This is a genomic window from Brenneria salicis ATCC 15712 = DSM 30166 (genome assembly GCF_003315515.1).
Taxonomy (GTDB): Bacteria; Pseudomonadota; Gammaproteobacteria; order Enterobacterales; family Enterobacteriaceae; genus Brenneria; species Brenneria salicis.
This window is the reverse complement of sequence record NZ_QNRY01000015.1, coordinates 17,157-43,872: the sequence shown is the minus strand read 5'-3', so window position 1 is coordinate 43,872 and position 26,716 is coordinate 17,157. Positions and strand designations below refer to the sequence as shown.

Below are 26,716 nucleotides of genomic sequence, written 5' to 3'. Positions count from 1 at the left end.
TGCCATGCGCTATCCCTTCAGAATTCCGCACCTGCTGTCTCGTCGAAGCCCCATCCCTTTGTTCGCGAACAGGCCGTCTCATCCCTTCGTCCCGCTCGACGATCCGCCGGCAGGCTGGTGTCGATACGGAGACAGAACACCCGTCCGATCGGCGGTCCTTCTGCTTTCCGCCGTGCTCTCCGTCGCCATGCCGCTGCCCTGTTCGGCGCAGCCGGAACCGGTCCAGCGCCCATCCCAGGCCGATCCTCATGCCGCGCATATCGCCGAGGCGGCGCAGCGGTTCGGCATCCCGGCGGCCTGGATCAGGGCAGTCATGCGCGTCGAAAGCGCCAACAACGTGCGGGCGATCTCGCCCAAGGGCGCGATGGGCCTGATGCAGATCATGCCCGCGACCTGGGCGGATTTGCGCACCCGTCATCGGCTCGGCAGCGATCCCTACGATCCGCGCGACAACATAATGGCGGGCGCAGCGTATCTGCGCGAGTTGCATGACCGCTACGGATCGTCGGGGTTTCTCGCCGCCTACAATGCCGGTCCCGGTCGATACGAAGAGCATCTCGCGGGCCGTCCGTTGCCAGCGGAAACGCGCGCTTATGTCGCCACGCTCGCACCGCTGGTCGGCGGCGGCGTGATCACCACGCCGGTCGAAGTCGCAGCGGCCGATCCGCTGTCATGGACCCGCGCGCCGCTGTTCGTTGCGCAGGCCGAGCGCACATCGTCCGCCGATCCCGTGCGGTCGAATGACACTTCGGCTGCAACGCCCGTGCGCGATGGCTCGGCGATCGGGCCACAATCGGGCGGCCTGTTCGTGGCCCGCGCGGAAACGGGAGGGCCGCGATGAGCATGGTGGTTGGGTGTGGCCGGCGGTCCTTTCCAGTGTGCAGCGGATTTGGATCGGATCAGGAGGAATCAGGGTCAGGACGGGCAGAAGGGGTAGGAAGGCGGGAGGGCAAGATTAAAGCGGACGGCACCCTATGGGTCCGATCCGGGGGCCAAGCCCTTGTCTGCACACTGTTTGGGACGGCACCGCCGTTAGGGCGGCATGGTGCCGCCGGTTGCCGCAAACCCGGCATCCGCCACGTTTTTAACGGCACTCTCGCCCGAAACCGGCGCTTTCGGGCGGATTTCCGCCGATGAGCGCCGACGACGACAACAACCGGTTTCGCCCCAGGCCCGGCCGCATTCGCTCCGATGCGTCGAAGGTGGGTCAGGCGAAGAGCTTCCTCACCAAGGTCAGGAAGATCGCCCGCCAGCATGGCGTCGGGGGCGCTGGTCTGGCAATCGGCCAACGGCTCGATCGTGCCGTGGGTGGTGCAGGTCGACCGGCTGGGTCAGGCGCAGGCCATCGCCCCGGCCGTCGCCGACTATCGCCCGACCGATCCGCAGATCGCCTGGCACCTCGCGCGGTTCATCGAGCAGGTTCGCAGCATTCCAGCCGATGCGATCATCGTCCGGCAGAACTGGCTGCGCGCTTACGAGTTCACCACCGATCGCGGCGCGATGGCGCTCAATGACTATGCCCGCGTCAACGACCCCTTCACCAAGGTCGGCAAGCAACAGATCGCCATCGAGGTGTCGTCCGTCATCCGGGCGTCCCCCGACAGCTTCCGCGTCGCCTGGGTCGAGCGCCGCTATCAGGATGGCAGTCTCGCGGAGACCTCGCGCTGGACCGCCATTCTCACCATCGCCGTCGCGCCGCCGCGTGACGCCGAAAAGCTCCGGGCCAACCCGCTCGGAATCTACGTCAACGCCATCAACTGGTCGAAGGAGCTTGGACAATGATCCGGCCGTCTCAACTGACCGCCGGATCTCCGGCGAACTGCTTCGCACGTCCACAGCCGAAAGGCGGGTGCGAGACTACGTCTCTCCGTAAAACCGGATTGGCGTTTCTACTGCTCTCCGCAACGGCGCTCGCCGGCTGCGCCACGGCGCAGAAGCCCCCCGAGATCGCCTACGACGATGCCGCGCCCGCCGTGCAGACCGTCGATCCGCCGGCGCCCGTCACCGTCGTCGAACTGCCGCGTCCTCTGCCGCTACCGGGGCAGATGAAGCCGGTGGAGCGTTCGCGCCAGACGCCGGAGCCGGCCGATCCCGCCGCCCGTGTCAACCAGGCCAATGCCGCCGCCCGCATCCAGCCTGTCCGCGACGGCTTCATCAACGCCATGCAGGTCTATCCCTATACCGGCGGTGCGCTCTATCAGGTCTATACCGCCGTCGGGCAGATCACCGACATCGCGCTCCAGCCCGGCGAAACACTCGTCGGCTCCGGCCCGGTTGCTGCCGGCGACACGGTGCGCTGGATCATCGGCGACACGCTCAGCGGCTCCGGCGCGACCCAGCAGGTGCATATCCTGGTCAAGCCGACGCGGCCCGAGCTGATGACCAACCTCGTCATCAACACCAACCTGCGCACCTATCACATGGAACTGCGCTCGACCGAACGCACTTACATGGCCTCGGTGTCCTGGCAGTATCCGCAGGACCAGCTCATCGCGCTGCGCCGGCAGAACCAACAGGCCGAGGCCGCGCAACCGGTCGCATCCGGCGTCGATCTCGCCAACGTCTCCTTCCGCTATGTGATCGAGGGCGACCGCGCGCCGTGGCGGCCTCTGCGCGCCTTCGACGACGGCCGGCAGGTGTTCATCGAGTTCCCGCGCGGCATCGCGCAGGGCGAGATGCCGCCGCTGTTCGTCGTCGGTGCCGAGGGTAACACCTCCGAATTGGTGAACTACCGGGTGCGCGGCCGACACATGATCGTCGACCGGCTGTTCGCCGCCGCCGAACTGCGCTTCGGCACGGGCGACAATCAGAAGCGCGTTCGCATCACCCGCACGGACGGGAGGCCGGCATCGTGAGCGACATCGATCCCGACAAAAGCGCCAAGCCTGGGCCGACGCCCGGGCCGAATGACGATGATGCCAAGCCGCTGACCGGCGAGCCGGTGGCGCCCATGCGCCTGCGGGCCGAGCCGCCGCGCGTCACCCGCCTATCGCGCAAGGTTCTCGCCGGCCTCGGCCTGGTGGCCAGCGTCGGAATTGGCGGCGCGCTGATCTATGCGCTCCAGACCCGTGATGGTGGCGGCGGCAACACCGAACTTTATTCGACCGAGAACCGCGCGACCGCTGATGGGCTCAATGGTCTGCCGCGCGACTATACCGGCCCGATCCTCGGACCCGCTTTGCCCGGAGATCTCGGCCGCCCGATCCTCGACGCGCAGAACCGCGGCCAGCCCGTGCCCACGCCGGGCATTGGCACACCCGCCGCGACTCCGCCGGGTCTCAGCGCCGAAGAGCAGCGCCGGCTTCAGGAAATCGAAGCGGCGCGAACCGGCAAGCTGTTCGCTTCGACCGAGACGCGGACTACCGCGCCGTCCGCCACCACGGCCGCCAATGCTACGCCGTCCGTGCCGGACCTGACCAGCCTTGGCTTGGCACCACAGCCGTCGCAGCGCCCGCATCGCCGAACGTGCTTCAGGCCGGTGCGGTCATTCCGGCGGCGCTGATCACCGGCATTCGCTCCGATCTGCCCGGCCAGATCACCGCTCAGGTGACGGAGAATGTCTATGACAGCCCGACCGGCCGCATCCTGCTCCTGCCGCAGGGCACGCGGCTGATCGGCCAGTACGACAACGGCGTCGGCTTCGGGCAGCGCCGGGTGCTGCTGGTCTGGAACCGGCTCATCATGCCCAATGGACGGTCGATCGTGCTGGAGCGCCAGCCGGGCGCCGACGCCGAGGGCTATGCGGGGCTGGAGGATGGCGTCGACTATCATTGGGGGGAACTGTTCAAGGCGGCGGCGCTCTCGACGCTGCTCAGCATCGGCGCCAACACGGGATCGTCCAGCGACGAAAGCGATTTGCTCAGCGCCATCCGCGACGGTGCTTCCGACAGCATCGGCCAGACAGGCCGGCAGATCGTCCAGCGCCAGCTCAACATCGCCCCGACGCTCACCATCCGGCCGGGCTTCCCCGTCCGGGTCATCGTCATCCGCGATCTCGTGCTCGAACCCTATGGAGCCACGCCATGACCAAGCTCAAGCTCGGCCCGATTGCCGACGACAAGCCGGTGAAGGTAACTGTCGAACTGCCCGCCAACCTGCATCGCGATCTCACGGCCTATGCCGATGTGCTGGGCCGCGAGAACGGCAATCCGCCGACCGATCCCGTTCGCCTGATCGTACCCATGCTGGAGCGGTTCATCGCCACCGATCGGGCGTTCGCCAAAGCGAAGCGCAGCACGTCGGCGAGCGGGGGCAGGCCATCATAATGCCGACGCCCACCCATCATCGCGGGACCGATCGCAGAATACGATCGACGTATCGCAGCGCGCCGTCTTCACAGTTCGCGCAATCCGCCGATGCTGGAAGAATTGCGCGGCATCAGGGCGAAGGATCGAGTGTCGTTACGGTTGGTCATCTCACAGAACGTGATTCCCATGTCCCGGCGCGTCGCTGATCGCCCGCAACGCCGGCTCCATATCGTGTCCGGCGCTTTGCCCGACGACCTCTACGACTATATCCCGCAGGACGACATCGAGACGCCGGCCCCGCGCATCGGCCGACCCCCCAAACACGATATCGAGACCTGGACCGTCACCGACGACTGGCCCGAGCGCGTGCCGGTGACGGAGGCCGAGATCGACTTGTTCGAGGCATGGTTCGGCGACATCTTCGACGAACTGTTCGGCCCGTCCAAATGAGCCGCAGTCGGCCCGTATGATGCCCATCCGGGCATATTTTCACTTGAATCAGTTGCTCTGTGATGATAACTATAGGCGGTGATTTTCCGATCCGTCGCCTGAGACCTTCGTCCGGCCTGACGGGCGCCAGACGGAGGCAATACGCCATGACGACGCTGAAGGTCGGCATCGCCGATCCCGAGGAGATGAAAGCCCGCACACTGCGAATTGCACGAGGTGAGGAGAAGCCGTCGCCAAGCGATCCAACCACCTGGTTCGCCTCGACCGAATCCTTTGCCCGCATTCTTTCGGCTCCCAATCGCGAGATGCTGCGCATCATTGCAGAGCAGGCCCCGGACTCGCTTGACGAACTGGCGGCGCTCACCGACCGGGCCAAGTCCAACCTGTCGCGCACACTGAAGACGATGATCGGCTACGGCCTGATCCGCATGGAGCGAAGCGGGCGAAAGCTGGCACCGAAGCTGATCCACGATCGCGTCGTGCTGGACTTGCCGCTGAAAGAATCTCGAAAGCGAACCGCCACGGCAGTGGGAGACCGATCATGAACGCTGAAACACTCAGCATCGCCACGCGGGCCGCTCTCTATCTGCGCGTCTCGACCGCGCGGCAGGCCGAGCATGACGTTTCGATCCCCGACCAGAAGCGCCAAGGTGAGGCCTACTGCCTGTCGCGCGGCTATCAGCTCATCGACACCTTCGTGGAACCGGGCGCGACCGCCACCAACGATCGCCGCCCCGAGTTCCAGCGCCTGATCGAGGCCGGCACCACCAAGCCCGCGCCCTTCGATATCGTCGTCGTCCACTCGTTCAGCCGCTTCTTCCGCGACCACTTCGAGCTGGAATTCTACGTCCGCAAGCTGGCCAAAAACGGCGTCAAGCTGGTCTCGATCACCCACAAGATGCAACTGGCGGCATAATACGGACGGCCTGCTTGGTCTTTTGGTCCGTGGCGAAGGCGAGGATGCCCATAAGCTCGCCGCGTAGCTCGGCATGGACCTCGCCGCGCTTCGGGCCGGGGGTCAGCACGATCTCGCCGATGAGCGAACGCAGCGTCTCGGCGGCCTCCCGGCCACCATCGGGATAGTTGAGGGCTTCGGTAAACCGCTCCACGTTTCGGCGATAGACGCTGGCAATGTTCGGATGCACGTCCGGGATAGCGGCGGGAGCCTCCGCCATGCGGGCGATGATTTCTGACTTACCCCGCTCAAGCTCGGCCATACGCGCCTTCATCGACGGCTGATACAGACCGTCCTCGATAGCCGCCATGATGCCGACGATAGCGCGCTCGATCTTCTGTAGCGCCTTCTGGTCCGTCTCGGCCTGCGCTCTCCTGTCACGGTTCAGTCGGTTGGTTTCCTTGGCGTAGGCGCGCACCGCCTCCGCGACCGCCCCGGACGACACCAGCTTTTCTTTCAGGCCACCCAGAACGCGCGCCTCGATCACGTCGCGGCGGATGGTGCGGCTGTTGGCGCAAATGCCCTTGCGCAGATGGTTGCGGCAGGCATAGCGGTCGGTCATCACCATGCTGATCCTGCCACCACAGCAGCCGCAGGTGAGCAGGCCGGAAAGGAGGGTGACGGGCCGGTTGGTCAGATGCAGCTTCTGCGCCCGGCCTTCGCGGGTGTTGGCGAGGTTGGGACCGAACAGGGCGGATATGCCGCGCTGGCGCTCGCGCACCGCCTGCCAGAGCGCATCGTCCACGATCCTCAAGTGCGGAACCTCGGTCCTGATCCACGCGCTTTCCGGGTTGATGCGCGATATGCGAGTGCCGGTCTCGGGGTTCTTGATAAAGCGCTGCCGGTTCCACGCGAGAACACCGGCATAAAGCTCATTGTTGAGGATGCCTGTTCCGGCAACAGGATTGCCCCTGATGGTGGCGTCGATCCAAGGACGGTTGCGAAGACCGGGAACACCCTCGCGGTTCAACTGGAATGCGATCTCCTTGGGGCTTCTGCCCGAAGCGTATTCGCGGAAGATGCGGCGCACGATCCCGGCTTCTTCTTCGACAATCGCGCGCTCGCCCCTGATCGGCTCGCCATTGGCGTCGAGCTGATGGATGACACGGTAGCCATAAGCGGCTCGACCGCTGCCGGCCTTGCCGTTCTCCACGCGCCCGCGCTGGCCGCGATGGGTCTTGATGGCGAGGTCTTTGATAAACAGGGCGTTCATGGTGCCCTTGAGGCCGACATGAAGCTCGTTGATCTCGCCTTCGGACAGGGTGACGATGGAAACGCCCGCGAAGCGCAGGCGCTTGAACACGGCGGCCACATCCTCCTGATCGCGGCTGATGCGGTCCAGCGCTTCGGACAGCACCATGTCGAAGCGGCCCGCCTGCGCATCGGCCAGAAGCGCCCGGATGCCGGCCCGGAACATGGACGACCCGGAGATGGCGCGGTCGGAATAGGTCTCCACCACGGTCCAGCCCTCGCGCGCCGCCCTCTCGCGGCACTGGCGCAACTGGTCCTCGATGGAGGCGTCACGCTGGTTCTCGGAGGAATAGCGGGCGTAAAGGGCAATGCGGAACATGGGGGCGGACTCCTATTGCTTGATGGCAAGACAGTAGCAAATTTCTCGACTTTTTGCAATATCGCTTGCAATATCATTCGCGAGTCCCCATCATATCTTCCATGAGGTTGATACTCGACACGGCGACCATGGTCGCCGCCATTCGCAGCGATGCGGGAGCGTCCCGCCGCCTGCTGGTCGCGGCGCTGGAACGGCGTTTCACGCTGCTGGCCTCCGTGCCGCTGATGATCGAGTATCAGGCGGTCATGACGCGACCCGAACATCTGGAAGCGTCCGGGCTGTCGGTCGAGGACGTGGATGCGTTGCTCGATGCGGTGGCCGCCGTCACGGAACATGTGCGCCTCGCCTTCCTGTGGCGGCCGATGGTGCGCGACCCTGACGACGATATGGTGCTGGAAGCGGCGGTGAACGGCAATGCGCAAGCCATCGTGACGTTCAATATCCGCGATTTCGGCAAGGCTGCGAGCCGGTTCGGAATAGATGTCGTTTCGCCCGGCGAAGCATGGAAACGGATGGAGGCAAGGAAATGAGGAAAAGCAATTTCGCGCTGAGGCTTCAGCCCTCGCTTCTCGATGAAGCCCGCAAGGTCGCGGAAAACGAGGGCGTGGCGCTGAATCAGCTTATCAATGTTGCGGTCGCGGAAAAACTCTCGGCGCTGCGCACGGAGAGCTACTTTCAGGAACGCGCGGCCCGCGCCGATATTCCCAAGGCGCTCGATATTCTCAACCGCGCCGGAAGGGACAATCCGCCGGTCAAGGGTGACGAACTGCCCGGCTGATCTCACGTTTCGGCCTCGTCGTCCTCGTCGTCCTTCGTGATCCCGGTGTTCGGGGACTTGTTATCATTGGCTGCGCGCATGGCCTTCTCGAAGTCCTCGCGAGCCATGCGCCTGCCGATCAGGCGGGCGATGGACAGCACCACCGCGTCCAGTCGCTCCGACGCATCAGCTTCGCGCCCGGCATCCTGTCCATCGGGCGGGCGGTTGTCGTTCGCCGGTCTCCGCTGCCCTTTGTCATCCTCGTGGTCAGAAGTCATCGAAGTCGAACTCGCCGCGTGGCCGCCATCCGGCGGGGTTGGCGACCCAGCGGTTGATGTCGGATTCATGCCAGCCCGCGCCGTTGGTGCTGATCTTGAGTTGGGCCGGGAACGTGCCTTCGGCGATCTTGCGATAGATGGTGGACCGGGACAGGCCGGTGCGGGCGCGGACGGTGTCAAGGCGGATGATACGGTCTGGTTGACGCATGGTCGCGCTGCCTCCTTCTGGTCGTTTCTGACGATTGCAGAGACCAAACAAGGCAACGATTTATCGTTTTGCAACAGATATTTAGGCGTCGTAGTAGTATAGCGTAGAAACGGCGGTAAATAGGATGGTTCTTCGGCGCGATTTCCGCTCATGGTGACTTCGATGCTATGGATGAAAACGAGTCAAGCGCTGATCCAGCGTCATGATTCGACCGGAATACCGTATTCCTGCTTGCACTTGCTAGGATGGCTTCCGGTTGAGGATCGCGCCGTGTTTTGGCATCGTCATGGGGATGCGCCGTGACGGGGAGGCAGTGCCCTCTTGGCGTTCCGGCCCGCGACTCTTGCAGGTTCTGGGACTTTTGCGAAAATCTACTCTGCCCTCGCTATACGTAAGAAAGGCGTTTCTACATTGGACATTCCACGGATTTTCAACATCACTGAAAGCGCTCACCGCATCCATAACCCGTTCACCGCCGACAAGTTTGCCACGCTCGGCGTGGCCTTGCGGCTGGAACCGGAGACCCGTGTGCTGGACCTCGGCAGCGGTTCGGGCGAGATGCTGTGCACATGGGCATGCGACTACGGGATCAGCGGCACTGGCATCGACATGAGCCAGTTGTTCACCGAGCAAGCGAAGCTGCGCGCTGAAGAACTCGGGGTCGCCGATCAAGTGGAGTTCATACACGATGACGCTGCCGGCTATGTCGCTGACGAAAAGGTTGGAGTGGCAGCCTGTGTCGGCGCTACGTGGATCGGTGGGGGAGTCGCCGGCACCATCGAGCTTCTGGCCAAGAGTCTTCTCCCCGGAGGGATTATCCTCATTGGCGAGCCCTATTGGCTGCGGTTGCCGCCCACGGAAGACGTTGCGAAGGGGTGCCTTGCCGGTTCGGTCTCCGATTTTCTGGTGCTTCCCGAGCTTATCGCGTCTTTCGGCAATCTCGACTACGACGTTGTCGAGATGGTTCTGGCGAACCAAGACGGCTGGGACAGGTACGAGGCGGCCAAGTGGCTCACCATGCGTCGATGGCTCGAAGCGAACCCCGACGACGACTTCGCGAAAGACGTTCGGGCCCAACTGACTTTGGAACCCAAACGCTATGCCACGTACACGCGCGAATACCTCGGTTGGGGCGTGTTCGCGCTGATGGCGCGATGATGAGATCAGCATCGCGCCATCAAACCACAGTGCTATGTTGTCGCATGACTTCTAAAATCCCCGTCAGATCAGTTCGGCGCGGAGAAGCAGGGATTTTCGTGTCTTATATCTTTGTTGCAGATAGAAAAGCACTTGCAACGTGATGTGCGACAAGGTGTGGCGGCAGCAAACGGGCCAATTCTACAGTCCAAGCCCCCGACCCCTGCCGAGGTCGATGCCGTGGGTGAAGGCGAGTTCCTGACCCAGCCGGCGGCCTGATTCGATCTGGATGCCGAGTTCGGCCTTGCGATTGGCGAGCAGCGATTCCAGTTGCGGATCGCGTTGCAGGCTTTTCGCCATGTCGCCCATGACGGATTTCGTGGACCTGTAGCCGGAGATGTTGCCCGCCTCATACTGGCGCTGGCCGGTCTCCTTGAGTTCCTGCCAGCGCTCCACGAAGCGATCCGCACGGCGCTGGGGTTCGGTGCGGATTTCGGTTTCGCGCCGGAGCGCGCGGATAGCGCGTCCGGAATCGCCCGTTGCCGCCTCGCGGGCAAGGCTGTTGTCCTTGCTGTAGGCGGCTTCGGCGTCCTGCCAGCCGTTGGGCCGCACTTCAGCGAATGCACGTCTTGCCGCGCCAAGCTCGCGCCGCTGTTTGTCGGAAGGCGCAAGGCCATGATGCTTGGCTTCAAGGATGGCATCGGAGGCGCGGGCGTGACGGATGAGCGCCTGCCTGCGGGCGCGGCGCAAGGCGTTCTCCCGGTCCTCGGCCGCATCGCCTGCCGGTGCTGCGGCTTCGCGCTGCACACCGTCCGCAACCGATCTTTCCCTTTCCCGCTGCCGCGCGGCGTCGGCACCAGGCGCACCGTCGCCGGGCTGGCGCAATCCGTCCAGCATGCCATCGACGGCATCGCGCAGTCGTTCGGGCACCAGCTTGCGCATGATCTCGGCGACACGGGCGCGGAAGGTGATGCCGCGCCGCGCCGCGTAGTCCTGTGCCGGGTCGATCTGCTCGTAGTCGGTCGCCATGTCCTTGGCCCGGTCGCGCGACAGGGTGTTGATGAGCTTGTCCTGACTGGCGAAGTCGTCGCGACCGTAATGCAGGTCCATGCCGTCGCGGTGACGCGACAGAGCCACATAGCTGCCGTGGGCGTCCATGCCGGGCGTTGCCAGCATATGCGTCCGGTCTACGGTCATGCCCTGCGCCTTGTGGATGGTCGCGGCATAACCGTGGTCGATGCGGTCGTAATCCTTCAAATCGAAGCTGACGCCGCGCCCGTCATCGGTGCGCACCGTCATGCTCTGCGTGCTGACTTCCTCGATGGTGCCGAGCGTGCCGTTCTTTACGCCCAGCCCGCGCTCGTTTTGCAGGAACATGACGCGATCCCCGCTGGCGAAGCTGCGTGCGCCCCGCTCGACCGTCACGCGCACGTCCTCGCCCAGATCGCCCGCCTCCCGCATCCGCTCGCGCGCCGCCTCGTTGAGTTCTCGCACCTCGGCATTGGTGTGGGTGAGGATGATGCGACTGCTGTCCGGTGCTGCCTGCCGGTCGCGATCCCAATTCTCGATCAGATCGCCGCGCGCCTGCTCGCGTGTTTCAGCGGAATGCACCATGCCGTGACGGTCATAGGCGCTGATCGCATCGCCGGTTCTGCCGGTCGCCAAGTCGCGGGTGGCGTCACGCTGCCAGTCCTCACGCTGGCGGCGCACTTCATGGATTTCCACGCCGCCATGACGCTCGTGGCTAGATCGGAAGGCCGCACCCGCCTCGATGGATTGCAACTGCTGCGGATCGCCGACCAGCACGACCTTGGCTCCGGCGTCGGCGGCATGGGACAGCACACGCTCCAACTGGCGGGTGCCAACCATGCCCGCCTCGTCAATAACCAGAACATCGCTGGATGTGAGCATATCGCGGCCCTGCGCCCAACCATGCTCCATGCTGGCGATGGTGCGGGACGCGATGCCCGATCCGCTTTCCAGATTCTCGGCGGCTATGCCGGACAGCGCCACGCCGCGCACCTCGTAGCCTGCCGCTTCCCAAGCCTCCCGCGCAACGCCCAGCATGGCGCTCTTTCCCGTCCCGGCATAGCCGACGACGATGCCAAGGTCTCGCCCGTCCGTGACATGTGCCAGTGCATCCACCTGCTCACCGGACAGGACAAGGCCGCGCTGTTCGGCGCGCGCAAGTGCTGCCTCTCTCTCGGCGTCGTTCATGTCATGTCGTTCGCGTTCCGCCATCATCTCGGCAGCGCGATGAAGCCGCTGTTCGGCCTCGATCATGTCGCGCGTAGTGAACCGATCCTCGCCGCGTCCGTCCTTGCCCAATTCCACCAGATCAGGCGCATTGCGCATCGCGCCCATGACCTCGTTGAACTGGTCGAGGCCGTCGCTGTGCCGGTGTGCGAACATCGCCATGTCCCGGCGCGTGAACGTCGATTGCTGTTGCGTGATCGCGTCCAGAGCCACCGAAGGATCGGCGATGATCCTGTCGCCGTTGTTGCGCGCGATCTCCCTGTGCATGTCCGCGCGGTCGGCAGCTTCGATCCCTTCACCCTCGATGCGCTGCGCCGTTGCGCCGATCTGGCTTTGCGGCTCCAGCCCGATGCCCTGCGCCTCAAGGCTGCGATGGTCGATCCGGGCATCAATGTCGAGTTCTGCTAGCCGCTCGTTGACGTGCTCGGCCCAGCGTTCCCGCCAGCGCTCGACCATCTGGGTAGCATTCCAGTCCCGCACCTTCTGGCCGAACCCGTTCTCGTCCACACTGCGCATGGTGAGCATGACATGGGCATGGGGCTTTGGCATCCCGTCCTCGCCGATGTCCCAATGCACGTTGAGATCAGCGATCATGCCCTGATCGACAAATTCGGCCTGTGCGAAGTCGCGGGCGAGTTCGATGCCCGGCGCCTGTGTCATCTCGCGCGGAATGGCGAACTCCACCTCGCGGGCAAGCTGGGCATCCTTCCTGACCTCGAACGCCTCCACATCGTTCCAGAGCCGTTCGCGGTCGTTCCATGCCTCCGGTGCATTCTCTGGCAGAAGCACCTGGGAATGGACGACGCCGCGCTTGCTGGTAAAATCCTGCACGCGGTCGATGCGCTCGTCGCGCATCCGCGAGGCCGAGCGGTAGGCGGCGGACGCCACCGCACTGCTTCCGGCCTTGCGGCCGATGACCTTGACGTGAAGATGATAGATCGCCATTGCGATCAAGCATTGCCACGGCGAAGCGCACGTCGGAACGACGTATAAGCGCGCCCTCCCTCGAAAAAATCTCGGGGTGAACCGGGCCGTGCCACACCGTCCCGGCAACAATACTGCGTTCAGCGGCCTGCGCAACTATCATCGCTGCATCAACAGCTTGCAGACACGATGGAGATGACGATGCGCAAGCCACGGGACTATGACGCGGAACTGAAGGCGCTGGAGGACAAGGCGCGGGAACTGAAAACCCGTAAAGTGCAGCAACTCGGCGAACTGGTGATCGCCACCGGGGCCGATGCCTTCACCGCCGAGGAACTGGCGGGCGCGCTGATCGTGTTGGCGGAAACCACCGATGCCGGAAAGAGGGAGGCGTGGGCGAAGCGCGGTATTGCGTTCTTTCGGGGTCGGTCGCGGCGATCTGCGCCAACGCCTGACCGCGACAATGGCGGCGCTCAAGCGCAACCGGGCGGCGCGCAACCGACATCAGGCACAACGGGTGCGGCATGACATGCGAAGCTGGCAGGTCGAGCGCCGCAAGCGAACGCGGCATCTGATCGAACTCGGCGGCCTCGTCGTCAAGGCGGGCATCGTGGACCTGACCGGCGATGACCGCGCCGTGATCTACGGCGCTCTCATCTGGATGGCCGAAAAGCTCAAAAGTGAAGACAGAGAGCGGGCGCAAGAACTGTGGGCCGGAAAGGGGAAAGAGGCATTCGTAGAGGAACGTTCAGCAGGTGCGCATGACAGAACTCAACCGCCGCAGGATCGGGCATGACCGATGGCGGGCGGCGCGGAGACCCCACATATCGCAGCGCAGCCCGCCATCGCGCGGCAACGCCGCGCAAAGCCGACGAGGCGAAGCGCAACGAACAAGGCTCTTCCGTTCCGCACGGCCACGGACGGCGAGACCAAACCGGACCCGGCCCGCCGAAAAATCCACCCGTGTCCTTCAACGCCTCATCTGATAGTCTCATGCAGACCGAAGCCCTCGTTCAGAGGATAGGGTTGCATGGAACATAGTGGACGTAACGGCTGCATTTACTCTCCTATCTCGGTTTCCGACGTTTCAATCCTTCCTATCACTCAAGCTACGACGGCCACGTTTACGGAACTATACTTCAGACTGACGTTTTTGTTTTTTGTTCAAGCCGGGTCCAAAAGAGTTCTTTGTCCACACAATGGGGAGCTGATCGGCGAAGCAGGAGATCTGATGATTTTTCCGCCCGGTTCTGTGGTGACGATGGAAAATCGCCCGATCCTGAAAGACAGCTACAGGGCCGATGGCGTGTGCTTCACGCATGAACTGGTCGATGCCGTTTTCTCCGACCAACGGCCACGGAACGGCACGCCGGGCATCCAGGTCTTGCGCGCAATTCCCCACCGACCGTTTCAAATACTCCATCTTATCAGGGATACGCTCGACAACGAAGGCCTGCCGCCGCCGATCAGGCAGCATAGACTTCTCGAACCCCTGATCTGGTTGCGGCACAACGGGGTGAGTCTTCCAGCCCGAGATGAAGAACTGCCCCTTAGCAAAGTGCGGCGTCTGATCGAAGCCGATCTTAGCCATCCGTGGCGCATCTCGGAAGTGGCGGGGCACTTTGCCATGAGCGAGGCAAGCCTGCGCCGCTGGCTTGCGAAATCGGGACACGGCTTCGCGCGGATTCTGCTGAACACACGTCTCGAAAGGGGTCTCACCCTGTTGCAGACGACAGATGTTCCTGTTTCGCAGATCGCGCTGGAATGCGGGTTCAAAACACCCTCTCACTTTTCCGACTCCTTTCGGAAAAGGTTCGGGATCAAGCCAAAATTGATCCGGTCAGCGGAACATTGATCGTTTTTCGACAATCTTTGCATGTTTGCCGGAAGCGCGACATGCGGCGACCGACTATCTCTGGAGCATGTTCAACCCCTTGGCCAAGGAGCCTAATCATGCTTCAAAAAACCCTCATTGCCGGTCTGCTACTTGCCGGGGCGACGGCTACAACCGCCAGCGCGCAGGACTTCCGCTTGTCCAGCACATCGATCGCTGAAGGCGCGCAACTTGAGAACACCTATGTCTTCGCAGGCTTCGGATGTGACGGTGACAATGTTTCGCCGCAGCTCTCGTGGTCGGGTGCGCCCGACGGCACGCGGAGCTTCGCGATCACTGCATATGATCCGGACGCACCGACGGGTTCGGGCTGGTGGCATTGGAATGCGGTTAACATCCCTGCATCCGTAACCTCCGTCGAGCTTGGCGCGAGCGGAAACGGAACGATGCCGGAAGGCACCATCGAAATCACCAATGACTACGGGGCGGCGGGTTTCGGTGGCGCTTGTCCGCCTCCGGGTGAAGTGCATCGCTACATATTCACCGTGCATGCTCTTTCGACGGAGCAGTTGGAATTGCCGGAGAACCCGAGCAACGCCTTGGTCGGGTTCATGATCGGTGCGAATAAGATCCAGAGCACCCGTATTACTGCCGTCTATAGCCGCTAGGGCGAATCTGTAATGCGGCGACGGCGGCATTCAGCACCGATGACCGACCGTCCATGGGGAGTGCCGACCCAATTGGGTTCGCGCATTCCCCTCGCGTCGCTCATCCAATCAAGGCGCGGCATGGAGGAGTGACGCCATGCTGGATATCGAATGGTGGCACCATGCAACCTACGGGTACATGTGGCAGCTTGCCGCCTCCGGTTTCGCTTGGGAGTATCTGCGCCGCAACGACGAATATCGCCACGATTGCCAGACGTTGGCGCTAACCGGAAGACAGGACGCGAGACAACTGAGATCGTTTGCGCATCGCTGGGGTTTACTGTTTCCCAAGCGACCCTGACACGGCAGCTGATTTGCGAGCTCCGCTCTGGTCGCCGCGCGTGTATCCGAATGCCTTCATGCTGTTGCCGGTCGCGCATATAATTGACGCCAGTGGTCCGACCATCAAGCTCGCCCAACTCGACGGCCTCGACCTGCGCCGCGCGGCCGATGGCTGGCACGGCATATGGCGGGCCGATGGCATCGCGCATCAATTGTGGCTGCCCCGCAGCAATCCCGACGCTGTGACCTTCTACGGCACGTTTTTACCCTCGGATACTTTCTACGAACTGCGATCCCATGCTGCCCGGCGTTTCTGGCGCTCCGTCGCGGGTCGCCGACCGGGGCCGGAGTTTCGGGTCATGCCCGACCTGCTCCGCCAGTGGCATATCCTGTCGCTAAGAGCCTTGGACGCACGGAGGCACGGCGCGAGCTACCGCACCATCGCCGAAGCGCTGCTCGGCTTCAGCGGCAGCAAAGAGGATTGGGAAGTCGATCCGCGCAAGAACAAGGCCCGCCGCCTCGTTGCCCACGGCATCAGGATGATGCAGGGCGGTTATCGTCTCCTGCTGCACTATCCCATCAAAGCAGATGGGCGGCGCTGAACGGGCATCGAACCCAATCTGTTTCATCGTGTTCCCTCTGCTCAAACGGAAATGGTGATCGACTTATGCTGGAAGTGCCATCTGGCAGGAGATGGGCGACGATCCGATGCACGTCATGATGCGCCAGATCATGGCGCTGTTCGACGAGTATCAGTCCAAGGAGAACGGCAAGCACGTCATGCGCGCCCTGAAGGAGAACGCTCGGCAAGGCTTCTGGAACGGCGCGCTGCCGCCGATCGGCTACCGCATCGTCGCGGCCGAGCAGCGCGGGGCCAAGACCAAGAAGAAGCTGGAGATCGATCCGCTGCACGCCGACACCGTGCGGCTGATCTACCGGCTGGCGCTGGAAGGGAACGGCATGTCCGGGCCGATGGGCGTCAAGGCGATCGTGTCCCATCTGAACGCGCGCCGCATCTTCACCCGCGACGGAGGGCGCTGGGGCATCGGCCAGCTCCACCGCATCCTGACGCGGCGCACCTATATCGGCGAGCACGAGTTCAACAAGCGCTCCAAGACCAAGGAACTGAAGCCCATCAGCGAGATCGTCACGGTGCCCGTGCCGCCGCTGATCGACCTTGAGACCTTCGACGCCGTTCAGGCGCATCTGAAGGCCCGCAATCCCAAGGTCACGCCGCCGCGCGTGGTCAGCGGCCCGACCCTGCTGACGGGTATCTGCTTCTGCGAGAAGTGCGGTGGAGCCATGACCATCCGCACCGGCAAGGGCGGGCGTTATCGCTACTACACCTGCTCGATCAAGGCGCGGCAGGGCGAGACCGGCTGTTCGGGCCGCTCGATCCCGATGGAGAAGCTCGACACCATCGTCGCCAGCCATATCGAGGATCGGCTGCTCCAGCCCGACCGGCTGGAGGAGGTACTGGCCTCGGTCCTCGACCGCCGGCACGAACGCGCTGAACGCCGGCAGGACCATATCGCCGAACTGAACCGCCGGGCGGCTGAGACCGAACTGCGGCTCAAGCGCCTCTATGACGCGATCGAATCAGGTGTGGCCGATATTAGCGACCCCGCGCTGAAAGACCGTATCGCGGGTCTGAAGGCGCTTCGCGACCAGGCGCAGGTCGATGCCGAGCGGGCGCAGGCCATGCTCGAAAGCTCCGGCAATCGGGCGGTGACGCCCGCCACCGTGCGCCGGTTCGCCGACGTGGCCCGGCAGCGCATCAGGCTCGACGGGGGCGGTTATCGGCGGGATCACCTGCGCGCCTTCGCCCAGCGGGTCGAGGTCGGAGAGGCCGAAGTTCGCATCATGGGATCGAAGGGAGAGCTGCTGCGCACGCTCACCGCCGTTTCCGGAGGGAAATCGGCGGGAATCGACGTGCCCAGCTTGGGACTGAAGTGGCGGTAAGGGAGGGATTCGAACCCTCGATACGTTTTCACGTATACACACTTTCCAGGCGTGCTCCTTAAGCCTCTCGGACACCTCACCGGCGTCATCGGTACGTTGTACCGCAACGGCGCTAATGTAGGGAAATTGTGTAATAGCGTCAACAAACTTCTGCCCCTGATGCGCGCGTTTAGCTAAACTTAAGGCAATTTGTCGCTTTACTCGCCAGTTCATCTGTTTTTATCGTTTAACCACCTTTTATAATAATGTTTTAATTGTGTTAATTTTAAGTTATTTGTTTGTATGTTGGCGGTGTGGTAAAGCCAAAAATACTATGTTCCAGATATAATTCTGGCCCAGGAGAAAATATGTATCCCGTAGATTTACCTCTGCTTTCCCGCCCGGGAAGCGAACCGAATTGTCGTGCGATTGCCAAAGCCGTACGTGATGCCGGCGGGGTACTTTCTTTAGGTTCTGATTCCCATATTGCCTTTTCTCTGGGAGACTTCACCCACTACGAACGTATTTTGCAGCAAGTGAATTTTCCGCAGGCGAGGATTTTAAACGTAAGCCCCCGACGAGTGCTGGATTTTCTCGAACAGCGAGGCAGACCGGCAATCGCCGAGCTAGCTGATTTATGACACTGTCACTTAATAATTAACAGGTTTCTGAATGAATGAGTTTTCTATCGTGTGCCGCATATTGGGCACCTTGTTTTATCGTCAGCCGCAAGATCCGGTATTGGCGCCGGTGCTCACGCTCATTGAAGAGGGCCAACTTCAGCAGCATTGGCCGCTGGAACAGGAAGCCTTGCTGGAAAGGCTGGAAAAAGCCGTCGATCTCACTGCGATGGCAGCGGATTATGAGGCGTTGTTTGTCGGTGACGATTGCGCCGTACCGCCCTGGCGTTCTGCCTACGAAACTGACGATAAACAGACGGATGTGCGCAGCTTTTTGCAAACGCGCGGTATGCCGCTGAATAGTGGAGCGATCGATCACGTTGGCGCGCTGTTGCTGGCGGCATCCTGGCTGGAGGACCACTCGCAGGAAAATGAAACAGCGGCACAGATCACCTTGTTTGATGATTATTTGCTGCCCTGGAGTCATCGTTTTCTGGGTAAGGTGGAAAGTCATGCCGTGACGCCATTTTATCGCACACTGGCGATAGTTTGCCGTGAGGCGCTGGACGCCATGCGCGATGAGTTGGAAGAGGACGTTAATAACGCGGCGGATAACGACGCAGAATAGCAGGAACATTAAATGGCGTTGGCGAAAATCATTCCGCCAACGCCGTTGAACGGTCGCGGTTAGTCGGTGAAAAGAATCACAATTTGTCCCGGTTTGATTTCAATGCCTTTAGCCATTTTCTTCGCCAGCGCTTCGGTGGCGCTGTTATCCGCATTCAGAACGTAAGCTGGCTTTTGATCAAAATAACTTTTTAGCGATTGATCCAGATAAGGACTTATAGTCTTTATCATTGTCTGCATTTTTTCCGGCTGGACGGTGTAATCCACCAATTCCATCTCTTTGAGATAAATCGCGCCCTTGGTTTTATCGAACACTGGCTGGGCTTTCAGGGTCAGTTTCAGGTCAGCGTTCTGGTTGCCAAGCAGCGAGCTGATGTCCACTCTAGCGTTGCCCGACAAGGTGATTTTCCCCGGTTCGGCTCTGCCAATCTGACTGGCTAACTCGGTCAGCACGATATTGGCATCCACCACACCGGGGACGCCCAACTGTTTTTTGTAATCATTGTGCTTTTGCAGGTACTCATTGACTTCCTGTTCGCTCAGTGTGTATTGCGTCAGTTTGTTGCAACCGCTTAGCGAAAAAGCAAGTAGCAATGCCGTTGCCGCTAATCCTAACTTCTTCATTTCATTAACCTCAATCAGGCTTTTTTGGTGTGTAATCCAGTTATTCAAATGCAAGCACAGCGTGCATGTTTACCTCGGCCAGACCAATCAGATAGCACTGAAAATAACGAGTCCGGCGCGTGTGGACAGTGCGATGGTAAACATTATCCTGTGTGGGACGGAAAATGCCGCTTCATGGCGAAACGGCAAAACAGGATTTTATTGCGTCAAGATTTATTGCGCCAGACTGCTCAGCAAGGTGACCTGAGTCTGTTTGGCCATGTTGTCTCGGTAGGCGGCAACCCGTGACGGCGGCGTGACGCCAGCTACAATCGACAGAGAGCGCAGCAGCGGGAACAGGTGGATATCGTCCGTCGAAAGTTCGCCATTGCAGCCATTAGGTCGAACGATCAGCGGTTCTAGTTCTTGTAAGTCGTTGTTCAGCTTTTTAATCAAACCGGGTGAATGATCAAGGTGTTCCGCAAAACTGCCAATCTGGGCTTCTTTTTTGCTGATGAAGTGCTGACGGGCGGAAGCCGCTGCAAACTCCTCGAATGCCGCCTGAGCAAAACGCGGAATAATCAGACGCGTCGTATAATCGGACACTTTGCGCAACCAGGCGGCGATTGCCGGATTGGTCGGGCCGGTCAGGAGCGGTTTCTGGTCGTAATTATCGATGAAATGAACAATATCCATACTTTCAGGCATGAAGCTGCCATCGTCTTTTTGCAGGATAGGCACCATTTTCTCGCCAATCGTTTTCTTGGGCGTCGCCTCATCGTCATTGGCTAATATTTGCAGTTCAACAGGGATATTCTTCAGGCCGAAAATCATCCGGGCTTTTACACAAAAGGGGCAGTGATCATAAATATATAACTTCATACTGGTTATCCTTTGGTTCACTGATGCACCCGTTGTCTGCGATGTAGCGGCATGTTTCCGCATGGCCGGTGTGCGCGGAATACCGGCAGGACGTCACATCACGATGCAGGGTATGAGACAATGGCCGCCTACGCGGCCGGGCATATACTCCACAAATAAGCGATAACAATTATTTGAATGTATTAGGAAATTATGAAGTGCTTTATTGGTGAGATCAAATCATCGGTAAAGCCGCAACTTAGCGGCCACTCAGCATCGCCGGTTCGATGCGGCGTTGATTGAACTGCCAATGAAGCGCCGCCAGCGTGAGAAAACCAATGGCGCTCAGCATAAACCAGGGGAGTTCCGGCTGATTCAGGGCATGCCCGGTATCGAACAGCCAGCCACCGCCGCTATAGCCAATCATGCCGCCCAGCGCCAACCCAAGACGACTGAATCCCATATAACTACCTCTGGCGCGGGCATCGGCCAGTGAAGCGCTTAGCGTTTCACGCGCGGGCTCCGCAATAATGGCGCCGAGATAAAACAAGCTGATGAGCATCAGCAACGTTTGCAGACCGGTGGTCAGGCCGATCGGGAACATGCTGATTGACATGATAAACAGGCCGGCCATCAGGCGTTGTTCCAGCCGGAAACGTTTTTCGCTCCAGCGTGCGAGGGGGTAGAGCAGCGTAAGCGATAGCGTCGCTTCAATCGCATACATCCATTTTACTGCGCTGGGGGCGCCGGCGATTTCATTTACCATCAGAGGCAACATCAACAGCACCTGCGTCGCCAACATATAATAACCGGTCAGGGTCAGCACATAGGTCAGGAAGCGCCGATCGCGGATAACGCGTGTCATGCCTTCCAGAATAGGGGTTCTAACCGTCGAGATACGGTATGCGGGCAACAACCACAGATTTACTATGGCCGCCAGGACGAAGATCACCGCGCCCACCCAGCAGACGATGTCGAAATCGTACTGAAGCAGCCAACTGCCGAGCAGGGCGCCGATCACCGCGCCCGCGCTATCCTGCACCATCAGCAGGGAGTAAAATCGGCCACGCTCATGCGGACGAACCAGTTTGATGACCAACGCGGTGCGTGGCGGATCGAAAAGCGTTCCGCCCAAACCAGACAGGAGGCAGGAGAGCCACAATAGCCAGGGTTCGTCGGCAATCGCCATGAAAATGAAACTGACGGCGCGTAACAACATACCGGCGGCAATCATAGGCCTGGCGCCGAAGCGGTCGGAAATGGCGCCGCCGAAAATGCCCAGCCCTTGTTGTATCAACTGGCGTAATCCCAGCGCAATACCGACTAACAATGCCGCCCAGCCAAGTTAATCGACAAAATGAATGGAAATAAGGGGAAAAACAACGAAAAACCCCAGAACCACCAGCATATTATCCAGCAATAAAAAATATTTGCCCAGACTCCGAGCTCGCGACATCAGCGGCATGTATCACCACAAAAATGAAAGAAAATAACCGACGTGATTATTTTGTACCCTATTTCCTCTTTGGGATAGCCCGTTAATAGATAATATTTTTTTATCGACGGAACGTTATCTGAGTAGCACTTTCAGTATAAAAAATAATTTTACCGATTCGATTGGACAATAACTCGGCGATAGGGATTTTACGCCAGAGAATTTATGCGGTTATAGTGAGTATCATCGGCCATATGCGGTATTTTCTGCTGTCAGAAAATATTTGTTTTTTACCCCGATAAATTTTACTTATCGAAGCAACGGATATTTGGGGGGGAAGGAATGTTTGGCTATCGTTCTATGCCAGCAAAAGTTCATTTAGTCACTGACCGGCTGATAGTGCGTTTGGCTCATGAGCGTGATGCATGGCGACTGGCTGAGTACTATGCGGAAAATCGCGATTTTCTCAGGCCCTGGGAACCGGTGCGTGATGTCAGCCATTGTTACCCATCCGGCTGGCAGGCGCGTTTGAGCGTCATCAACGATATGCATAAACAGGGCAGCGCCTACTATTTTTTGCTGCTGGATCCCAATGAAAATGAGGTCATGGGCGTGGCCAATTTTAGCAATGTGCTGCGCGGCGCATTTCATGCCTGCTATCTTGGCTACTCGCTGGGGGAAAAATGGCAAGGGCAGGGGCTGATGTATGAGGCGCTGAAACCCGCATTACGTTACATGCAGCGCCAACAGCATATGCACAGGATCATGGCTAACCATATGCCGCATAATCATCGTAGCGGTAATTTGCTGGCCCGACTGGGGTTCGAACGCGAAGGTTACGCGAAAGACTATCTGTTGATTGACGGCAAATGGCAGGATCATGTTTTAACCGTGCTGATCAACCATGAGTGGAAACACCAGCGCTAAGGAATAATGCTGTAATATCAGCTATGTGTATGAGCAGCCAGTATGATTGGCTGTCTGTTGGAAAAGCGGTCGCCGCCGGGGAAACGCGTTACCGACGATCGAAAAAAAAAGCTGAGAAAAAGCTGAAATATTCAGCGATGGTGACAATGTTCGGTAGCTATTACACACGCAATGCGTAGACTAACCGGATCCCGCAATCAGGATGATCCCAACGTGGTCAATAATCGTCCCCGGACATTTCAGAATTAATCGGATGAATTTACTTAAATCACTGAGCGCCGTCAGCGCCATGACTATGCTGTCACGCATTTTAGGTTTCGCGCGTGATGCCATTATCGCCCGCGTGTTTGGGGCCGGCATGGTGGCGGACTCCTTCTTTATCGCATTTAAACTGCCTAATTTGCTGCGGCGCATTTTTGCCGAAGGGGCATTTTCTCAGGCTTTTGTCCCTATTCTGGCGGAGTACAAGAGCCAGCAGGGGGAAGAGGCGACGCGCACCTTTCTTGCCTATGTCTCCGGTATGTTGACGCTGGTGCTGGCGTTGGTGACTATCGCAGGCATGCTGGCCGCGCCCTGGGTGATTATGGTGACCGCGCCCGGTTTCGCCGCCACGCCGGAGCGTTTTGAACTGACCACCGCGCTGTTGCGCGTGACGTTCCCTTATATCTTGCTGATTTCGCTGGCTTCAATGGCGGGCTCGGTACTGAATAACTGGAACCGTTTCTCCGTACCTGCGTTTGCCCCCACGCTGCTCAATGTCAGCATGATTGGTTTTTCGCTGTTTGCCGCGCCATATTTCAATCCGCCGGTCATGGCGCTGGCGTGGGCCGTGCTGGTTGGCGGCCTGCTCCAGTTGGGCTACCAACTACCCTATCTGAAAAAGATTGGCATGCTGGTGTTGCCGCGTATCAAGTGGCGCGAGCCAGGCGTTTGGCGAGTGATGAGGCTGATGGGGCCAGCTATTCTTGGCGTCTCCGTCAGCCAGATTTCACTGATTATCAACACCATTTTCGCCTCCTTTCTGGTTCAAGGTTCGGTGTCATGGATGTATTACGCCGACCGGTTGATGGAGTTTCCTTCCGGGGTGCTTGGGGTGGCGTTGGGCACCATTCTGCTGCCATCGCTGGCGAAAAGCTTTGCCAGCGGCAACGTTGATGAATATTCGCGCTTGATGGATTGGGGATTGCGGCTGTGCTTCGTTCTGGCGCTGCCGAGTGCGGTGGCGTTAGGCATTTTGGCGCAGCCATTGACTGTATCGCTGTTTCAGTACGGCGAATTTAACGCCTTTGACGCGGCGATGACGCAGCGCGCGCTGATTGCCTATTCGGTGGGGCTGATGGGGTTGATCGTCGTCAAGGTTCTGGTGCCTGGATTTTACTCACGGCAGGATATCAAAACGCCGGTGAAAATTGCGATCGTCACATTGATTCTGACGCAGATAATGAACCTGATTTTCATCGGGCCGTTGCAGCACGCGGGGTTGGCGTTATCTATCGGGCTGGCGTCTTGTATCAATGCGGGCTTGCTGTTCTGGCAACTGCGTAAGCAGGATATTTTTCATCCGCAGCCGGGTTGGACGCGTTTTTTGCTAAAACTGTGCGTGGCGGTTGTGGTGATGGCGCTGGTGCTTATCGGCCTATTGTGGTGGATGCCGGCCTGGGATATCGGCAACATGACGCATCGTATCGCGCGGCTGATGGTCATGGTGGTTGCGGGGGCCGGCGCGTACTTCGTTACGCTGGCGCTGTTAGGGTTTCGTCCGCGGGATTTTGCCCGTCATATTGCTGGCTGAAACGCTGCATAAGCAAAAGCCATTGGCACCGCCAACGGTTTTTGCTGTTCATGCCGGACAATCTGGCGTTACATCTTCTCGACAGTGTCGATACCCAATGTATCCAGACCTTGTTTCAGCGTTTTGGCGGTCAGCAACGCCAGTTTCAGGCGGTTCTGACGGACATCCTCATTTTCCGCATTCAGGATCGGACAATGCTCATAGAAGCCGGAGAACAGACCCGCCACATCGTAAAGATAGGCGCACATGACGTGCGGCGTACCCTCACGCGCCACGGTGGTGATTATTTCTTCAAATTGCAGTAAACGCGTAGCCAGCGCCAATTCGCGATCCTCGGTCAGTCGAACGGGCTGAGTCAGCGCCGCTTCCTGCACGTTGGCGCGTTTAAAGATCGATGCCACGCGGGTATAGGCGTATTGCATATAAGGAGCGGTGTTGCCCTCAAACGCCAGCATATTGTCCCAGTCAAACACGTAATCGGTGGTGCGGCTTTTCGACAGGTCGGCATATTTGATGGCGCCGATGGAAACCACGTTCGCCAATGCGCTTAACTCATCCGCGGACATCTCCGGATTTTTGGCGGCGATAAGCTTATAGGCCCGCTCGTAGGCCTCATCCAGCAAATCGACCAGCTTGATGGTGCCGCCGGCACGGGTTTTAAATGGTTTGCCGTCTTTACCCAGCATCATGCCGAACATGTGATGCTCCAGGCTGACGCTGTCTGGAACATAACCTGCTTTACGCACAATGGTCCAGGCTTGCATCAAGTGCTGGTGCTGACGGGAATCGATGTAATAAAGCACACGATCGGCATGCAGCGTTTCGTAGCGATATTTCGCGCAGGCGATATCTGTGGTGGTGTAAAGGTAGCCGCCATCTTTTTTCTGGATGATGACGCCCATCGCTTCGCCTTCCTTGTTTTTAAATTCATCAAGAAATACGACTGTCGCGCCTTCGCTTTCAACCGCCAGACCTTTCGCTTTAAGATCGGCCACAATGCCCGGCAACATACTGTTGTACAGGCTTTCGCCCATTACATCGTCTTTGGTCAACGTGACATTGAGGCGCTCATAATTAAGCTGGTTCTGGGTCATGGTGATATCGACGAGCTTGCGCCACATCTGACGGCAATACTCATCGCCGCCCTGAAGTTTTACCACATAGGCGCGCGCGCGCGCGGCAAATTCGGTATCTTCGTCATAGTGTTTTTTCGCTTCACGATAGAATGCCTCAAGATCCGACAGATCCATCTCGCTGGCGTTTTCATTCTGCACTTTCTCAAGATAGGCGATTAACATGCCAAACTGCGTACCCCAGTCGCCGACATGGTTGGCGCGAATCACATTATGGCCAAGAAACGTCAATGTGCGGACAGCCACGTCACCGATGATGGTGGAGCGCAGGTGACCGACGTGCATCTCTTTGGCCACGTTGGGCGCGGAATAGTCGATAACAATGGTTTGCGGCTCAATCGGGGCGACCCCAAGTTTTGGCGCGTTCAGCACGTTCTCTACCTGACTGGCGACCCATTGTTTATCGAGAAAAATATTGATAAAACCTGGGCCAGCGATTTCTGTTTTCGCGGCAACGCCATCCAGCGTTAAATGCTGGAGTACCTTTTCCGCCAACTGGCGTGGCGGCATGCCAAGTGTCTTTGCCACAGCCATAACGCCATTCGCTTGGTAATCGCCAAACTGTGCTTTTGCGGACTGACGGACCTGCGCTTCGCTGTTGAGCGGCGCACCCGCCGCGGCCAATGCCTGACTGACTTTTTCGGAGAGAAGAGCCTGAATATTCACCGGGTTACCTTAAATAAAAAACCAAGCCCTGCTTATACCATATTTGCCTTTATGAGTCAGCAAACGGGGGGTATTTGCAGCAGAAAATGACAGACTTGCAATGAAGTGGAAAATGGATGATAAGGAAGTAAAAAGCGGATTATTTTTATTAGTGTGGAACGGAATGCGGCAGAATAATTAATTATTTATTTAACGTTTTCGGTTGCGGGGGGTTGCGCCGATTTTAAGCTCATTTCTGGTTTTAAAGTGACGAAAAATCGCATATGCTGCAATTATCACCAGCAATATTGAAATAATTAACAAAATCATATCGTTCACTCTCTCTGTATATTACTCGAATCAGAGTATCTTGTTTTTTTTAATCGTACAATGGGGCGCTTTTTATTTAAGATAACTCCCAGAAAAAATGATAAGAGTTATCTCAATTATCCAAGGTAGATAAATTTTTTCGGTTATTAATCATTCTGTTGGACTTTTTATCCTGTTGTATTTAACGTTTTATTTTT

The 26,716-nt window shown here is 59.3% G+C and carries 29 protein-coding genes, 1 tRNA gene and 2 pseudogenes; 23 read left to right on the top strand and 9 right to left on the bottom strand.

All coding sequences use genetic code 11. The features are described from left to right. Positions 1–4: 4 nt before the first annotated feature. From DES54_RS08680 to DES54_RS08645, 9 genes are all read left to right on the top strand, one after another. Positions 5–841 carry a lytic transglycosylase domain-containing protein gene (locus DES54_RS08680; protein ID WP_205680202.1) on the top strand — a complete coding sequence of 279 codons (837 nt, stop codon included), beginning with the start codon at positions 5–7 and terminating at the stop codon, positions 839–841. Between the two features lie 413 nt (positions 842–1,254). Next, entirely contained in the window at positions 1,255–1,782 is a 528-nt protein-coding gene (gene trbF, locus DES54_RS08675) for a conjugal transfer protein TrbF (RefSeq protein WP_240634980.1), read from the top strand. Then, entirely contained in the window at positions 1,779–2,855 is a 1,077-nt protein-coding gene (trbG, locus tag DES54_RS08670) for a P-type conjugative transfer protein TrbG (RefSeq protein WP_113866477.1), read from the top strand. Before trbF ends, trbG begins: the two co-directional genes overlap by 4 nt. Continuing rightward, a complete protein-coding gene (locus tag DES54_RS18885; RefSeq protein ID WP_240634979.1) occupies positions 2,852–3,502 on the top strand; it encodes a hypothetical protein in 651 nt (216 codons plus the stop codon). Before trbG ends, DES54_RS18885 begins: the two co-directional genes overlap by 4 nt. Beyond that, positions 3,466–4,026 (top strand): TraB/TrbI/VirB10 family type IV secretion system protein, encoded by a 561-nt coding sequence (locus tag DES54_RS18880; protein WP_240634978.1) that lies wholly within the window; start codon positions 3,466–3,468, stop codon positions 4,024–4,026. Before DES54_RS18885 ends, DES54_RS18880 begins: the two co-directional genes overlap by 37 nt. Then, the gene (locus DES54_RS08660) at positions 4,023–4,265 is read left to right on the top strand and encodes a DUF2274 domain-containing protein (protein WP_113866474.1); all 243 of its coding nucleotides are present in this window, start codon (positions 4,023–4,025) and stop codon (positions 4,263–4,265) included. Before DES54_RS18880 ends, DES54_RS08660 begins: the two co-directional genes overlap by 4 nt. A gap of 90 nt (positions 4,266–4,355) precedes the next feature. Then, positions 4,356–4,697 (top strand): hypothetical protein, encoded by a 342-nt coding sequence (locus DES54_RS08655; protein ID WP_113866472.1) that lies wholly within the window; start codon positions 4,356–4,358, stop codon positions 4,695–4,697. 146 nt (positions 4,698–4,843) lie between these two features. Continuing rightward, entirely contained in the window at positions 4,844–5,242 is a 399-nt protein-coding gene (locus DES54_RS08650) for an HVO_A0114 family putative DNA-binding protein (protein WP_113866470.1), read from the top strand. Further along, positions 5,239–5,613 (top strand): recombinase family protein, encoded by a 375-nt coding sequence (locus tag DES54_RS08645; RefSeq protein ID WP_205680200.1) that lies wholly within the window; start codon positions 5,239–5,241, stop codon positions 5,611–5,613. Before DES54_RS08650 ends, DES54_RS08645 begins: the two co-directional genes overlap by 4 nt. Here DES54_RS08645 and DES54_RS08640 read toward each other — a convergent pair. Next, complete coding sequence (locus tag DES54_RS08640) at positions 5,585–7,222, bottom strand: recombinase family protein (RefSeq protein ID WP_113866468.1); 1,638 nt, start codon at positions 7,220–7,222, stop codon at positions 5,585–5,587. The genes DES54_RS08645 and DES54_RS08640 overlap by 29 nt on opposite strands. A gap of 101 nt (positions 7,223–7,323) precedes the next feature. Here DES54_RS08640 and DES54_RS08635 point away from each other — a divergent pair, with 101 nt between their 5' ends. Further along, complete coding sequence (locus DES54_RS08635) at positions 7,324–7,752, top strand: putative toxin-antitoxin system toxin component, PIN family (RefSeq protein WP_113866466.1); 429 nt, start codon at positions 7,324–7,326, stop codon at positions 7,750–7,752. Beyond that, complete coding sequence (locus DES54_RS08630; RefSeq protein WP_113866464.1) at positions 7,749–8,000, top strand: toxin-antitoxin system HicB family antitoxin; 252 nt, start codon at positions 7,749–7,751, stop codon at positions 7,998–8,000. Before DES54_RS08635 ends, DES54_RS08630 begins: the two co-directional genes overlap by 4 nt. A 2-nt stretch (positions 8,001–8,002) precedes the next feature. On the opposite strand, the gene DES54_RS08625 is transcribed toward DES54_RS08630, so the two are convergent. Together DES54_RS08625 and DES54_RS08620 are read right to left on the bottom strand one after the other, a co-directional pair. After that, entirely contained in the window at positions 8,003–8,257 is a 255-nt protein-coding gene (locus DES54_RS08625; protein ID WP_113866462.1) for a hypothetical protein, read from the bottom strand. Continuing rightward, positions 8,247–8,465 carry a helix-turn-helix transcriptional regulator gene (locus tag DES54_RS08620; protein ID WP_113866460.1) on the bottom strand — a complete coding sequence of 73 codons (219 nt, stop codon included), beginning with the start codon at positions 8,463–8,465 and terminating at the stop codon, positions 8,247–8,249. The genes DES54_RS08625 and DES54_RS08620 overlap by 11 nt, the downstream gene beginning before the upstream one ends. A gap of 411 nt (positions 8,466–8,876) precedes the next feature. Here DES54_RS08620 and DES54_RS08615 point away from each other — a divergent pair, with 411 nt between their 5' ends. Then, on the top strand, positions 8,877–9,623 hold the full coding sequence (locus tag DES54_RS08615) for an SAM-dependent methyltransferase (protein WP_113866532.1): 747 nt from the start codon (positions 8,877–8,879) through the stop codon (positions 9,621–9,623). Positions 9,624–9,803: 180 nt separating this feature from the next. Here the strand turns inward: DES54_RS08615 and traA are convergent, their stop codons facing one another. Next, entirely contained in the window at positions 9,804–12,803 is a 3,000-nt protein-coding gene (gene traA / locus DES54_RS08610) for a Ti-type conjugative transfer relaxase TraA (protein ID WP_113866458.1), read from the bottom strand. A 180-nt stretch (positions 12,804–12,983) separates the two neighbouring features. Here traA and DES54_RS08605 point away from each other — a divergent pair, with 180 nt between their 5' ends. The 7 genes from DES54_RS08605 to DES54_RS08570 all read left to right on the top strand — a co-directional run bounded on the left by DES54_RS08605 (position 12,984) and on the right by DES54_RS08570 (position 17,567). Then, positions 12,984–13,310 (top strand): conjugal transfer protein TraD, encoded by a 327-nt coding sequence (locus tag DES54_RS08605; protein WP_205680198.1) that lies wholly within the window; start codon positions 12,984–12,986, stop codon positions 13,308–13,310. Between the two features lies 1 nt (position 13,311). Further along, positions 13,312–13,578: a conjugal transfer protein TraD gene (locus tag DES54_RS08600; protein WP_113866454.1), complete on the top strand. Its 267-nt coding sequence runs from the start codon at positions 13,312–13,314 to the stop codon at positions 13,576–13,578. A 234-nt stretch (positions 13,579–13,812) separates the two neighbouring features. Then, positions 13,813–14,637, top strand: a complete 825-nt coding sequence (locus DES54_RS08590; protein ID WP_113866450.1) for a helix-turn-helix transcriptional regulator — start codon at positions 13,813–13,815, stop codon at positions 14,635–14,637. A gap of 98 nt (positions 14,638–14,735) precedes the next feature. Further along, positions 14,736–15,284, top strand: coding sequence for a YbhB/YbcL family Raf kinase inhibitor-like protein (locus DES54_RS08585; RefSeq protein WP_113866448.1), 549 nt, complete (start codon positions 14,736–14,738; stop codon positions 15,282–15,284). Positions 15,285–15,420: 136 nt separating this feature from the next. Beyond that, positions 15,421–15,624, top strand: coding sequence for a transcriptional regulator domain-containing protein (locus DES54_RS08580; RefSeq protein WP_113866446.1), 204 nt, complete (start codon positions 15,421–15,423; stop codon positions 15,622–15,624). 40 nt (positions 15,625–15,664) lie between these two features. Beyond that, entirely contained in the window at positions 15,665–16,207 is a 543-nt protein-coding gene (locus DES54_RS08575; RefSeq protein WP_205680197.1) for a DUF2285 domain-containing protein, read from the top strand. A gap of 91 nt (positions 16,208–16,298) precedes the next feature. Then, positions 16,299–17,567 (top strand): recombinase family protein, encoded by a 1,269-nt coding sequence (locus tag DES54_RS08570; protein ID WP_205680196.1) that lies wholly within the window; start codon positions 16,299–16,301, stop codon positions 17,565–17,567. Here DES54_RS08570 and DES54_RS08565 read toward each other — a convergent pair. Continuing rightward, positions 17,559–17,648 (bottom strand) — tRNA-Ser (locus DES54_RS08565). The two genes, DES54_RS08570 and DES54_RS08565, sit on opposite strands and share 9 nt — an antisense overlap. 248 nt (positions 17,649–17,896) lie before the next feature. On the opposite strand from DES54_RS08565, the pseudogene DES54_RS08560 reads away from it, so the two are divergent. Further along, positions 17,897–18,187: pseudogene (locus DES54_RS08560) on the top strand (phosphatase); the annotation flags it as partial. A 31-nt stretch (positions 18,188–18,218) separates the two neighbouring features. Next, complete coding sequence (locus DES54_RS08555; RefSeq protein ID WP_113866442.1) at positions 18,219–18,794, top strand: TorD/DmsD family molecular chaperone; 576 nt, start codon at positions 18,219–18,221, stop codon at positions 18,792–18,794. Positions 18,795–18,853: 59 nt separating this feature from the next. Here DES54_RS08555 and DES54_RS08550 read toward each other — a convergent pair whose 3' ends face one another. The 3 genes and pseudogenes from DES54_RS08550 to mdtH form a co-directional block, all read right to left on the bottom strand. After that, a complete protein-coding gene (locus tag DES54_RS08550) occupies positions 18,854–19,417 on the bottom strand; it encodes a lipoprotein (protein WP_113866530.1) in 564 nt (187 codons plus the stop codon). A gap of 213 nt (positions 19,418–19,630) precedes the next feature. Beyond that, positions 19,631–20,278, bottom strand: a complete 648-nt coding sequence (gene grxB, locus DES54_RS08545; RefSeq protein WP_113866440.1) for a glutaredoxin 2 — start codon at positions 20,276–20,278, stop codon at positions 19,631–19,633. 238 nt (positions 20,279–20,516) lie between these two features. Beyond that, a pseudogene (mdtH, locus tag DES54_RS08540) lies at positions 20,517–21,722 on the bottom strand (multidrug efflux MFS transporter MdtH). A gap of 312 nt (positions 21,723–22,034) precedes the next feature. Here mdtH and rimJ point away from each other — a divergent pair. Together rimJ and murJ are read left to right on the top strand one after the other, a co-directional pair. Further along, on the top strand, positions 22,035–22,619 hold the full coding sequence (gene rimJ / locus DES54_RS08535) for a ribosomal protein S5-alanine N-acetyltransferase (protein WP_113866437.1): 585 nt from the start codon (positions 22,035–22,037) through the stop codon (positions 22,617–22,619). A gap of 253 nt (positions 22,620–22,872) precedes the next feature. Beyond that, a complete protein-coding gene (murJ, locus tag DES54_RS08530) occupies positions 22,873–24,411 on the top strand; it encodes a murein biosynthesis integral membrane protein MurJ (RefSeq protein ID WP_113866435.1) in 1,539 nt (512 codons plus the stop codon). A 68-nt stretch (positions 24,412–24,479) separates the two neighbouring features. On the opposite strand, the gene argS is transcribed toward murJ, so the two are convergent. After that, positions 24,480–26,210, bottom strand: a complete 1,731-nt coding sequence (gene argS / locus DES54_RS08525) for an arginine--tRNA ligase (protein ID WP_113866434.1) — start codon at positions 26,208–26,210, stop codon at positions 24,480–24,482. Positions 26,211–26,716: the final 506 nt, after the last annotated feature.